Source organism: [Clostridium] innocuum (genome assembly GCA_012317185.1).
Classification (GTDB): domain Bacteria; phylum Bacillota_I; class Bacilli_A; order Erysipelotrichales; family Erysipelotrichaceae; genus Clostridium_AQ; species Clostridium_AQ innocuum.
Genome location: CP048838.1, coordinates 583,292 through 596,352 on the forward strand (window position 1 = coordinate 583,292; position 13,061 = coordinate 596,352).

The 13,061-nt window shown below is 44.4% G+C and carries 12 protein-coding genes; 10 read left to right on the forward strand and 2 right to left on the reverse strand.

The features are described 5' to 3' along the window. Position 1 precedes the first annotated feature (1 nt). The 10 genes from glgD to G4D54_02975 all read left to right on the forward strand — a co-directional run bounded on the left by glgD (position 2) and on the right by G4D54_02975 (position 9,786). Positions 2-1,117, forward strand: a complete 1,116-nt coding sequence (gene glgD, locus G4D54_02930; GenBank protein QJA05142.1) for a glucose-1-phosphate adenylyltransferase subunit GlgD — start codon at positions 2-4, stop codon at positions 1,115-1,117. Further along, entirely contained in the window at positions 1,117-2,556 is a 1,440-nt protein-coding gene (glgA, locus tag G4D54_02935; protein ID QJA01446.1) for a glycogen synthase GlgA, read from the forward strand. The genes glgD and glgA overlap by 1 nt, the downstream gene beginning before the upstream one ends. A gap of 373 nt (positions 2,557-2,929) precedes the next feature. Then, positions 2,930-3,433, forward strand: coding sequence for a PTS transporter subunit IIB (locus G4D54_02940; protein QJA01447.1), 504 nt, complete (start codon positions 2,930-2,932; stop codon positions 3,431-3,433). Between the two features lie 56 nt (positions 3,434-3,489). Beyond that, positions 3,490-6,222 (forward strand): sigma 54-interacting transcriptional regulator, encoded by a 2,733-nt coding sequence (locus tag G4D54_02945; protein QJA01448.1) that lies wholly within the window; start codon positions 3,490-3,492, stop codon positions 6,220-6,222. A gap of 74 nt (positions 6,223-6,296) precedes the next feature. Beyond that, positions 6,297-6,764 carry a PTS N-acetylgalactosamine transporter subunit IIB gene (gene agaB, locus G4D54_02950; GenBank protein QJA01449.1) on the forward strand — a complete coding sequence of 156 codons (468 nt, stop codon included), beginning with the start codon at positions 6,297-6,299 and terminating at the stop codon, positions 6,762-6,764. A 28-nt stretch (positions 6,765-6,792) separates the two neighbouring features. Beyond that, positions 6,793-7,596: a PTS N-acetylgalactosamine transporter subunit IIC gene (gene agaC, locus G4D54_02955; protein ID QJA01450.1), complete on the forward strand. Its 804-nt coding sequence runs from the start codon at positions 6,793-6,795 to the stop codon at positions 7,594-7,596. Continuing rightward, positions 7,583-8,380, forward strand: a complete 798-nt coding sequence (gene agaD / locus G4D54_02960; protein QJA01451.1) for a PTS N-acetylgalactosamine transporter subunit IID — start codon at positions 7,583-7,585, stop codon at positions 8,378-8,380. The genes agaC and agaD overlap by 14 nt, the downstream gene beginning before the upstream one ends. A gap of 66 nt (positions 8,381-8,446) precedes the next feature. Beyond that, positions 8,447-9,151 (forward strand): glucosamine-6-phosphate isomerase, encoded by a 705-nt coding sequence (locus G4D54_02965; GenBank protein QJA01452.1) that lies wholly within the window; start codon positions 8,447-8,449, stop codon positions 9,149-9,151. A 70-nt stretch (positions 9,152-9,221) separates the two neighbouring features. Then, on the forward strand, positions 9,222-9,491 hold the full coding sequence (locus G4D54_02970) for a type II toxin-antitoxin system Phd/YefM family antitoxin (protein QJA01453.1): 270 nt from the start codon (positions 9,222-9,224) through the stop codon (positions 9,489-9,491). Beyond that, positions 9,454-9,786 carry a type II toxin-antitoxin system RelE/ParE family toxin gene (locus G4D54_02975; protein ID QJA01454.1) on the forward strand — a complete coding sequence of 111 codons (333 nt, stop codon included), beginning with the start codon at positions 9,454-9,456 and terminating at the stop codon, positions 9,784-9,786. Before G4D54_02970 ends, G4D54_02975 begins: the two co-directional genes overlap by 38 nt. A gap of 221 nt (positions 9,787-10,007) precedes the next feature. Here G4D54_02975 and G4D54_02980 read toward each other — a convergent pair whose 3' ends face one another. Further along, positions 10,008-10,181: a Txe/YoeB family addiction module toxin gene (locus G4D54_02980; GenBank protein ID QJA01455.1), complete on the reverse strand. Its 174-nt coding sequence runs from the start codon at positions 10,179-10,181 to the stop codon at positions 10,008-10,010. A gap of 219 nt (positions 10,182-10,400) precedes the next feature. Next, positions 10,401-12,824 carry a PRD domain-containing protein gene (locus tag G4D54_02985; protein ID QJA01456.1) on the reverse strand — a complete coding sequence of 808 codons (2,424 nt, stop codon included), beginning with the start codon at positions 12,822-12,824 and terminating at the stop codon, positions 10,401-10,403. Positions 12,825-13,061: the final 237 nt, after the last annotated feature.

Sequence of the window (13,061 nt, forward strand, 5' to 3'; positions counted from 1 at the left end):
TATGTGCAATGCAATCGGTATTGTTAATTATGAAGGACCTAATGTACAGGTCAAAGGTATGCAGGATTATCGCCCGGTATCCGCCTTCTCATTCCTGGGAAGATATCGTCTGGTCGACTTTCCAATTTCTAATCTGAGTAATTCCGGTGTAAATCATATCAAGGTGTTTGTAAAAACAAATCCGAGATCTCTGCTGGAGCATCTGGGAACCGGACGTCATTACAACATTAACTCCAAGCGTGGAAAGCTGCACATCCTGCCGGCAAAAAGCATGGATGAAAATGATTTCTACAGCAATGATATCAATTCTTATATGTACAACATGCAGGCAATCGAGGATGCCAATTATCCTTATGTTGTTCTGACACCGAGTCACTTTGTTTTCCGTCAGGACTTCAGTGCGCTGCTGGATACGCATATCGAAAGCGGTGCGGATATTACCATGCTGTATCAGAATGTGGATAATGCAAAGGAATCCTTCGTGAACTGTGATGTAGTGAATCTGAACAAGCAGAAGGGTGTTCTGTCTCTGGAGAAGAATCGCGGAAACTCCAAATCCAGAACAATTTCTCTGGAAACCTATATCCTGAGTAAGGAGCTGTTCATGGATCTGGTAAAAAAAGCAGCGAATATCTCTTCTCTGTACTGGTTCCGCGATATCGTAAACGATGAGTGTGCGGAGCTGGATATCCGTGGTGTTGCACACCGTGGCTTTGTGGCATGTATCAATGATTTCAAGAGCTACTACAATGCCAATATGGATCTGCTGGACTATGATAAGGCAATGGATCTGTTCCATACAGACTGGCCGGTTTATACAAGAACCAACGATTCCTGTCCTACACAATACTATTCCGGTGTCAGTGTGAAAAACAGTATGGTTTCCAACGGATGTCTGGTAGAGGGTGATATTGAAAACAGTGTTATCGGACGTGGTGCGATTATCAAGAAGGGGGCAGTCGTGAAAAACTGTGTTATCCTTCCGGGTGCCATGATCGGTGAAGATGTGCATATTGAAAATGTAGTAGTGGATAAGAAAGCAAGAATCGTTCGTAAAAAGGAACTGCTGGGCCTTGCCGACACTCCGCTGTACGTGAAAAGGAATGATAAAATTTAATGGCAAGAATATTGATGGTTGCTGCCGAGGGTCTTCCCTTTATTAAAAGCGGAGGACTGGCAGATGTAATCGGCTCCCTGCCGAATGAGCTGGCTAAAAAGGGTCATGAGGTGCGTGTTATCATGCCGCTGTACCTGAAAATTGCTCAGAAATTTCACCATGAATTTACGCTGGAGGCTCAGTTTTCCGTGAGTATTGCGTATCATGAGGTACCGGTAAATATCTGGTCAACCATGCGCAAGGATGTAAAATTCTATTTTGTTGAGCACAAGGGATACTTTGAGCGTGAAGAAATGTATGGACATATCGATGACGGGGAACGCTTTGCTTATTTCCAGAAGGCTGTCATTGAAATGTGCAATCAGCTGAACTACTTCCCGGAAATCATGCACTGTCATGACTGGCATACCGGGATGATTCCTGCTATGTGCAAGGAAGGTCACAGCTTTGATGAACGCTATCGCAATATCCGCTTTGTTTATACGATTCACAATCTGGCTTATCAGGGGAACTTCGGTGTGGAAATGTTGGACAGCTGTCTGGGACTGGATTATCGAATTTATGACAACGGAAATGTACGCTACGACGGTGGAATCAGTTTCATGAAGTCCGGTATTCTGTATGCGGACAAGGTGACAACGGTTTCCCCTACTTATTCTCAGGAGATTCTGACGCCGCAGTATGGCGAGCATCTGGAAATGGTGCTGAATATCCGTAAATATGACCTGTGGGGAATCACAAACGGTATTGATATCGAATACTGGGATCCGAAAAATGATCCGGAAATTCCATATCACTACAACAAGGTAAATGTAAAAAAAGCCAAGGGCTTGAATAAGGAAGCACTGCAGAAGGAGCTCGGTCTGAATGTGGATCAGAATGTACTGCTGATCGGTGTTGTTTCCCGTCTTACCTGGCAGAAGGGCTTCTATCTGATGATGGAAAAGCTCTCTGAAATCTGTGCTATGCCGATTCAGCTTGCTGTGTTAGGAAGCGGAGAGGCAAGCATTGAGGAAAAGATGGCGCAGCTGGAAGCAGGAAACAAAGGGAAAATTGCATTCTACAAGGGATACAATGATTCTCTGGCACACCGCATCTATGGTGCATGTGATCTGTTCCTGATGCCATCCCTGTTTGAACCGTGTGGAATCTCACAGCTGATATCCATGCGCTACGGTACACTGCCGCTGGTACGTGAAACCGGAGGTCTGAAGGATACGGTAACACCGTATAACGAATTTGAAAAGACAGGTAACGGCTTCAGCTTCGCAAATTACAACTCTGATGAAATGCTTCAGGTGATGTACAATGCCATTGATGTCTATTACAATCGTAAGGAGGACTGGAAGATTCTTGTCCGTAATGCGATGAATACAGATGTCAGCTGGGCAAAGAGTGCGGAAACCTATTGTCAGCTGTACGGTCAGCTGCATCCATAAGGAAACAGAAAGGCATATTGTGTAAAACAGTATGTCTTTTTTTAGCTTGCGAGTGGTAGCGAACCTGTACAGCTTTTCGACATTAGGATAGAAAAATTTACATACTGTACAGTTCATGATTCAAATCACAGGGCATTCCGATATAGATAGTTATCATTCCTGAAGGTGAATTCCTCTTTCTGATATGGTAAAACGGTTATACTATGCGCATATTCGATTTTGTAAGCAGGGGGCATATTCCGAATCTGATGAAAAGGCACTCTTTCGTAGCTGTTATGGATTTACAACATGTACCTGTGCTTGTATTATAATTTTTTTTAGGATATCATTTCTTTGAAAAATGGGTTAAAATGAAAGAAATGAGGTGGTTCATATGAAAGCAAGAATTGAATTGACTAGAATTGACAACCGGCTTGTCCATGGACAGGTTGGTCTTACATGGGGAAGTACCTTAAATATTGACACGATTGTTGTTGTGGATAACCTGACTGCCGCCAGCAGCTTTGCACAGAAGCTGATGCAGAGTGTTGCCTCTGCCGCAAGCCGTCAGATCCGCTTTTATACAGTACATGACTTCATCCGCGCATACAATGACAACACAAGTCATCAAAAGCTGTTCGTTGTCGTACAGTCACCGCATGAGGCGCGTCTGCTGGTGGAAGCGGGAATTGAATTGAAGCGTGTCAATGTCGGCAATATGCATTATGAAAAGGGGAGAGTCGCATTTAACCGAAAGGTATATCTTACACAGCTGGATATTGAGGACATAAATTATATGATTTCACAGGGGACAGAGGTATTCTATCAGGATGTTCCCGGTTCGGCTGTTGAGAAATTCAGTGAGCTTGATTACGAAACAATGAAGCGGAGAAGGTAAATGGTCTTCGCTTTTGTATACATGCATGTTGAGAATGGAAAGGCAGGAACAACGCAATGAAGGAAATCGTATTTGAAGAATTGAAAAAACGCTGTGAGGAATATGCCATAGAGGAGCACACGCGATTTACAGCAGCCAGTATTGCCGATACACTGCATATCAGTCGCAATACGGTATCCCAGTATTTGAATGAAAGGGTAAAGACAGGGGATGTAATCAAAATCAATTCCCGCCCGGTATACTTTTTTGTACGTGAGGCTGTGGAAAACAAACGGAGCGGTGTTGTGACCAAATGCACCTTTGATTCATTTGAACAGCTTGCGCAGGAGCTGGTGGGAGATGCACAGGATTTTGAACAGCTGATCGGCTGTAACAATTCTCTATCCAGTGTGGTGGAGCATTGCAAGGCGGCAGTATCCTATCCCGGAGGCCTGCCGATTCTGATCAACGGTCCGACCGGTACGGGGAAAAGCATGATTGCCTCCATGATGTATGAATATGCGGTGAATCAGAATATTATCGGAAAGAACAAGAAATTTGTGGCGGTAAACTGCTCGGAGTATGCAAATAATCCGGAGCTGCTGACAACCAATCTGTTCGGAAATGTAAAGGGAGCCTATACCGGAGCGGATGAGGATAACCCCGGGCTGATTTCACTGGCAGACGGCGGATTGCTGTTTCTGGATGAGGTGCACTGTTTGAAGGCGGAGTGTCAGGAAAAGCTGTTTTTCTTTATGGACAAGGGCATGTATCACAAGGTCGGTGATAATGAAAACTGGTATTATTCCAAATGCCGACTGGTTTTCGCAACAACGGAGGACCCGCAGAATGTTCTGTTAAAGACCCTGCTGCGAAGAATTCCGATAACGATTACTGTTCCGGCATTGAAGGATCGTCCGCTGATTGAAAAGCGGGAGCTGATCTACACGATTTTCACAAAGGAGAGCAAGCGCCTTGGAAAAGAAATCCTCATCAGCAATCTCGCCTATCAGAGTCTGATGGATTTTGAGTTTATCGGCAATGTCGGGGCATTGAAAAATGCCATCAAGGCAGCCTGTGCAAATTCCTTCCTTGTTCATCAGGGAGAGCCGAAGCTGAAAATACAGGTGGCTGATTTGCCGGATTATATCTTTCCATCCCTGACCTCCGTGCAGCTGAAATCCTCCACCCATGGTATGCAGGAGGCTATGATACCAATCGAGCGGCTCAAGGGCTCGCTGAATCAGGCGTCCCCGCTGCTGCATCTGTACAGTCAGCTGGTCACGCAGTATGAGGGATATCAAACCTCGACAAATGCCTTTCCTGCGTATATGGAAAAAACCGGAATTCTCATACAAAGCTATATTGATTATGTCATGTTTCATAACCGCTATCAGAAAAATACGAGCGAGGCATACCTGTTGAAGCTGCTGGATAAAATCTATTCCATCGTCATGAATAAATACTCCATCAACATACCGAATAATGAAATCAAAATCTATTCCCGCATCCTTGTTGAATATTCAAAATGTGCAACCGATGCCAATGTTTGGATCAGTGCGCATCAGAAAACGGTAAAAGCGCTGGTGGAGGAGGTTCAGGAGCGAATGCCGAGAATCTTCCATATAGCAGAGGAAATTGTGGAGAATGTGCGTCTGAATCTGGATTTGGAGCTGGATGAGCTGCTGCTGGTGATTATCGCCATTGCATTTGCGGGCTATCAGAATGAAGAGGTCAGCTCCTGTGTCGGTGTTATTCTATGCCATGGCTACTCCACCGCAAGCAGTATTGCGGATACAGCGAACCGTATGCTGGGGCAGTATGTGTTTGACGGTATCGACATGGAAATCAATATCACCATCGATAAGGTGGCGCAGCTGGCAGATGATTATCTGAAGCGCAAGGGAACCATACACGAACTGATTTTTCTGGTGGATATGGGAAGTCTGGAGGAAATCTATACAAGAATCAAGCCGATGTCCGATTATAATATTGCGCTGATCAACAATGTATCTACCGCTATGGCATTGGAGGTCGGCAACTACATCATGCAGGGAAAACGCGTGGAGGAAATTTTGCAGCTGGTGAAGGAGCACCATCAGCTTTCCACACACTATCTGAAAAGCAGAAAAAAGAAATCTGCCATCCTTTCCATCTGTGCCACCGGCTTTGGGGCAGCGAAAAAAATCAGTGAGCTGCTGGAGGGCTCACTGCCACGCAAAATCGATCTGGAAATCATCCCCTATAATTATCAGCAGCTGGTTGAAAACGGGAACCGTGATTCCATCTTCAACCGGTATCAGGTGGAGCTGATTGTCGGAACGCTGGATCCCAAGGTGAGCGGCATTCCGTTTATGGCGATTGAAAGTGTTATGATGAACGATGAAATCGGCGTTCTGGAACAGCTGATGCAGCGGTATCTGGGAGCTGTTGATCTGGAAGCGTTCAATCAGAATATTACAAAGAATTTCACTCTGTCCAATATCGTAAATCATCTGACTATTCTGAACGGAGAAAAGATTATCGACGATGTGGAGGAAATTGTGGAAAATCTGGAGGAGGATTTGAACGAGGAGCTGGATGCCACCCGCAAGGTTGGTCTGTATGTACATATCAGCTGTCTGATCGAACGCCTGATCCTGAAACAGGGAATTGAGCATGTGGAGGGTATGGAAAAGGCAGTAGAAGGTAAAAAGGATCGTGTTGACAAGGTCAAGGATGCCTTTAGTGGCGTGGAAATGAGATATAGTGTCGAACTTCCGGCGCCGGAAGCACTTTATGTATTGAATTACTTCAAAAACCCTAAATAAATCAAGCGAAACGTGCTGCGACAGAAAGTTGGCACGTTTCTTGCTGATTATAAAAGTGAATGGAGGTGGAATATATGCCGAATATTCTATTAACAAGAATTGACAACCGTCTGGTACATGGACAAGTTGGGGTCACATGGACAAAGACGCTGGGAGCCAATCTGATTGTTGTGGCAGACGACACTGCTGCAGAGGACAGAATCCAGCAGTCACTGATGAGTGTCACAGCAAAATCATCCGGTGTGGGAATCCGTTTCTTTACGATTGAAAAAACGGCTGCCATCATTGGCAGGGCAGCACCGGAACAGAAAATCTTTATCGTATGCCGTACGCCGAAGGATGTCCGCCGTCTGGTGGAGGCCGGTGTTGCTCTGAAGGAGGTAAATGTGGGAAACATGCATTTCTCCGAAGGGAAACGCGCTATGACGAAGAAGGTCTATGTCGATGATGAAGACATGGATGATTTGAAGTATCTGGTATCCAAGGGCATCAATGTGTATGCACAGGATGTACCGGGAGATCCGAAATTCGCTATTGAATAACAAAAACTGAAAAGGAGATGAAAGTAATATGGAGATTACACTTTTACAGGGAATCCTACTGACCATTATGACGATTATCGTCGGTCTTGATTTCTTCCTCGAAGCGTTCTTTATCTTCCGTCCGCTGATCGTATCGACACTGACGGGACTGATTTTGGGTGATATTACCTTGGGGCTGAAGGTTGGTGCATTGATTGAGCTTGCATTCGCAGGGCTGACACCGGCAGGTGGTACGCAGCCGCCAAACCCTGTATTCGCAGGTCTGATGGGGACAGTACTGGCGTATACAACCGGCTGTGATCCGAAAGCTGCACTGGGTCTTTGTCTGCCATTCTCTTTCCTGGGACAGTATGTCATTCTGTTCTATTATTCCGCTTTCTCATTCTTTATGGGAAAAGCCGACAAGTGTGCTGCAGAGGCTGATGTAAAGGGAATCCGCCGCATCAACTTCACAACCATGACCATTATCTCACTGACCTATGGAGCACTGGCATTCCTGTGTACCTATGTTGCACAGCAGCCGATGGCTGACTTTGTAAACGCACTGCCTGCCGTTATCACACACGGACTTGAGGTTGCCGGCGGTATTCTTCCGGCAGTCGGATTCGCTATGCTTCTGCGCGTTATGATGAAGGTAAAATACACACCTTACTTTATTGCAGGCTTTTTGATGGCATGCTTCTGTGAAATGCCGAACCTGCTGCCGGTAGCGCTGCTTGGTACCGTATTTGCACTGATTGACTTCTTCGGTGTGAAGCAGAGAAAAGACGAAATCGAAGAAGCTGTGAAAAACGCAGGGATAACTGGAGGTGACACGAATGTCGGCATCTAAGAAATTAACAAAACATGATATTACAATGCTTGGTATACGTTCTTCCTTCCTGCAGGCATCCTTCAACTATGAACGTATGCAGGCCTGTGGCTTTACATGGGCAATGCTGCCTGCTCTGGAAAAGGTATACGGAGATGACAAGGAAAAGCTGTCTGCCGCAATGACAGATAATCTGGAATTTATCAATACACATCCAAACCTAGTCGGCTTTCTGATGGGCTTGATGATGTCCTTGGAGGAAGGTGGAGGAACCCGTGATGCAATCAAGGGTCTGAAGCTGGCCCTGTTTGGACCGATTGCCGGTATCGGTGATGCAATCTTCTGGTTCACCATTCTGCCGATTGTCGCAGGTATCTCCTGTTCCTTTGCATCACAGGGATCCGTTCTGGGACCGATTATTTTCTTTGCGACCTATGTGGTTATCTGGATTCTGCGTATTGTCTGGACCCGTCTTGGCTACACCCTTGGAACACGTTCCATTGATATCATCACAGAGAACTCTGATATGATTGCCAATTCCGCAACAATTCTGGGTATCACGGTAATCGGTGCGCTGATTGCTTCCTATGTTACGATTAACCTGCTGCCTGTCATTAAGGTAGACGGTGGTATCGAGGTTGCGGTACAGGCTGAGTTCTTCGATCGAATCTTCCCGAACTTTTTGCCAATGTGTGTTACCCTGCTGCTGTTCTGGCTGCTGAAAAAGAAACAGGCGAATCCAATCGTTCTGATTGTATCCATTATCGTGCTTTCCATTCTGGGCGCATGGATCGGACTTGTTTAAAATATGATAAAATAAAGCTATCCACATAAGAATTTCGGATAGCTTTTTTCAAAATAGGAGGTAATTATGAAACTGATACATACAGAGAATTATGAAGCAATGTCAAAAGAGGCTGCGGATTTGCTGCTGGATACACTGCGTAAGAAGCCGGATGCAGTTATCTGCCTTGCGACCGGAAGCTCTCCGGCGCGGATGTATGAGCTGGTATGTGAAGCAGTGAACAGGGAACGAATCGACCTGTCCGAAATCACATTCGTGAAGCTGGATGAATGGTATGGAGTAGAGCCGCAGGCAGCCTGTACGTGTACCACCTTTATCAGGGAGCATCTGCTGGATCAGCTGTATATGCAGCCAAAGGCGGTCGTTGAATTTGTGTCCGATGCGGCAGATATCAGGCAGGAGCTGGATAGGATGGATGTGTTTTTATCAGAGCATCCTATTGATGTCATGATTCTCGGACTGGGAATGAATGGACATCTCGGATTGAATGAGCCTGCGGATTTCCTTACACTGAACGCACATTATGCAGAGCTGGATGAGAAAACAAAAACACACGATATGGTAAAGGGCTATGAGCCAAAGGGAGGTTTGACGATAGGACTGCAGGGAATCTTTACATCAGGGCAGATTATTATGCTGGTTTGCGGGGATCGAAAGGAAGCAGCCTATCAGGCATTTATGAGTCAGAGAATAGCAACCTCTACTCCGGCATCTCTATTATGGCTGCATCCGAACTGCGTTACGCTGGTGGATGATACCATACAGAAATAACTTTTTATGTTGTTATTGTGATAAAATTATGATAAAATTATGATAACAAAATAGAGAGGAGTAGATTGATATGATACAAATTCGTCCTGTTTCTGATTTGAGAAATAAATTCTCTGAAATTGAAGAGATTGTAAATGGTGGGGAACCCGTTTACCTTACAAAGAACGGCTATGGTACAATGGTGGTTATGAGTCTGGAACGGTATGCAAATCTTACAGATTTTGTAGAGACCAAGCTGGATGAGGCTGATCGTATTGCGGAAACAAGTGAGGAACGATATTCGCACGAACGAGTGTTTGGCGATGTCAGAAAAGCTGTTGATGGAAATGAAGACCTATAAGCTGCGTTATCTTCCGCTTTTTGAAGAGGATGTAAAGAATGTGGCAGCATACATTTCCCATGTATTGCAGAACCCGGATGCGGCACACAATTTAATTGATGATGTGGAAACGGCCATTTTGAACATGCTATATCATCCTGCAATTTATGAAAAAGTCTTTTCACAGTGTGAACGAGTGAACCCATATTATCGAATATACGTGAAAAACTATACCATTTATTATGTTATATTGGATGATATTGTGGAAATTAGGCGTTTTCTATATAATGGAAGAGATATGAATCGTTTGATCTGACGTTATGATATCACATATTTTATGAAAGAAACCAGCAAGTACAGGTATTATATTCTGCACATGCTGTTTATCATTTTTTGAAGAGCGCTTCTATTATAGACTTTGAAGATATAGCTATATCAGAGACATTTTGTATCTCTATTGGTGTATCTTTGAAGATAGGCGAAAATGAGATAAAAATTACACATGGAATAGAAAAGCGTCCTGAAAAGTTCGGGACGTTACATATCACCACAAAGAGTACGACATTGGAAAATTTCAATACGCCCTTCAACAATGCGATAGACGAGACGGTTAGTCTCATCAATACGACGGCTCCAATAGCTTTGAAAATCACCCTTTAGCTGTTCAGGTCTTCCAAAACCGGTATGCTTGTTGCGGTCTATATCCTGCAATAATAGTTTGTTGCGCTTTAAGTTTTTTTATTATCATTGCCTTTCGAAAAGGAGGCAGCCTTATGTTCCTGCATTCCATCCCATCACATACGTCCTTAGGATAAAGCAGCAGTGAGCTGCAACCCCTACATCGTGCTTCTTCCCGCTGCTTTTAGGTTCACCTTTCGTTTGACCTTGTTTGCTTTCATGATGGAACGCTAGAAAGTAAGCGAACACATCCTACATATATGGCAGGAATATCTCCATAATCATCGCCATTTCGGAAGAAGGGATCGTCACGTTGAAAATTTCAGAGATAATTTCAAAATTTTTCTCCATGATATAATACATCTGATCATACTGATTGATGATGCCTCTGGCCTTTGGATAGGACAGGGGCTCTTTTCGTATGCATCGCTCAATCATAAATCCACTGTGGAATATGAACTTAATCAACAAATCATCCGTATAGGAAATATTCAAATCATGTAGAATATTGATCAATACATTAAACAGAGACTGACAGACCTTATGCGGATTCAGAAATACCAGTGACTCAGACAGTACCTTGTTTGTGATATCATTCAGCAGCTCCTGTGCATGTGTTTCCGTTTCGCTTACACTTGCTGCATCCCTTGTGTTTTCCTGTCGGAAATATTGGATGGAACTTAAGGTGGAACCGAGTGATTCCATCTTTTCCACAATCGCCATCAGTGTTTTTACCGATATATCACTTACAATGGTAAACGCAGCATCACTCAGTTTTTTCAGCATGGCTTCACTTGCTGTGACTGTACTGCTGTCTGTGGCAATCACAACACCCTTCCCGCGATTGATGGAATGCATCGTATCGGAAATCAGCCTGCAATTCTTTTCATGGGAGGTCTGTGAATGCAGACGAAGGTAGTGAATTTCAGTTTTGAAGGACAGGCTGTTCAAATAATCGGCATACTCCTTTGCTGTATCGTTATCCACACTGATAATCAGCAGCTGAATATAATTGCTGTCGATCCATTGTGAGGAAAGATACAGATAGGTGGCGATATAATCCGTTTCCTCGGCAGGAAGCTGCAGCTCCTGATGCGTGTGAATGTGTGAAACAATGCTTTGCGCACAGTCATAATCCTCCTGCTTGGCGATACGGTACTCTGCCCGGCGAAAGCCAAGCTCCTGATTACCACTGCGTATGCGGCTGATGGAATTGGATACATGCAGAAGTAAACCGTACAACAGATTTTCATTCTTACAAATCGGATTGTTTTGCAGAATCGGATACAAAAGATCATAAACCTGCTTCAGCATTACGGAGCGAATCGTATTCAGGTGGATACCGATTGCTGCATTGATATCCTGTATACACAGATTGATCAGCTTATCATCAATGCTGTCCAGATAGCTGTCCTTTTTGCTGGTACTGTCATTGAGATCATACAGCAGCTCCAGCTCCTGATTCTGTTTCAGCGCTGAGAAAAACAGATACTCACCGGCAAACAGATTCAGAATGTTATCCAGTTCACTCATGCGTTCATTCACGTCATAAATATCCGTTAATACCTGTGTGGAAATATCATCATAATCAACACTGACAAACAGAGCCTCCTGATCCAGATAGCTGCGAAAGGCGTGTGCACAGGCCTGCTTGATTTCCGCATGCAGATGAGGCAGGTTCCCGGAATAGTCCGACATAACAAAACAGCTCAGTGCGCCCTTTGATATCCGTATGGTTTTATTAATATGTGCAGCCTCCTGCTGGAAATACTGCATCGTCAGAACAAGCATTTCCTGAATGGATTTCTCCCGCAGACAGGGGATATGTATCTGCATAGGGAAGCAGCGGCGTATGTCCGGATTCAGTATCATGTTTTCCGTGTTGGAGATACCCACTATCAGGGAGCGAATCGGATATTCCTTGGAAGGAAGATGCAGTGGCGTATAGGATTGGCTGATCATACTGTTGTACAGGCTGGTCAGGGCGGAAAAGGAAAGACGATCCATGTGATTCAGAATGAGCATACCGTTTCTGCTTGCTTCCAGCAGCCCCTTTTTCAAATGGCTGCCATCATAATAGCCATACAGCTTACTGAGTATTTCCTCCGGCTCCTGATCGGCATAATTCAGACAGTCAAAGACAACGATCCGTGATCCATGAGTAAAGATTTTCCTTTGCAGGCAGAATTCAAACATCGTTTTCGCAAAGTTAAGCTTTCCGACACATGGATCCCCGTATAACAGAATATTCAACCCCTGCGGCGGATACAGCAAAGCGGATTTCGCCCGTTGAATCGGCTCAAACATACTGCTGGTATTGCGGTTTGCGAGATACTGACGGAAAACATCCGCCTGTGTCTGTTCGTTTTTTAGCTCCTGCTCCTCCTTCAGGTAGCTTTGAATGCTCTTCCCCTTTGGAATGACACTGGGGATATGTACATCCGGATGCTCATTTTCCAATGGTGTTTTGGCAAAAAACAGAGTCGGACGTCCCTGCGTCTTGATCAGTCTTCCCTCATGATGCAGCTGGTTTAAAAGTCTCGATACATTGGAGCGGTCCATTTGCAGATCAAGACTGATATTCAAAGCATCCCTTCCCAGACTTCCGCGCTGCTGCAGCTGTTTTGCTGTATGACGGATGAGATGCTGATACACCTCTTCTTTTTTCTTGTCCATATAGCCTAACCTCCTTTTTGACATTATAACAAAAATATCCGGTATTTGGTGTAAAATGGGCGAGTCGCTTACACACTGCTGTTCAGAATGTATTTTTAATTCACCATGATTGTGCAAAAACTTACGCACATATGTATGGATAGGAAGAAAAGCGGTTACTTTTTCTGTAAAAATAAAAAGAAACCGCTGATATATACATGAAATATCGCTTTACACAATTTGTTTACTGTGTAAAAA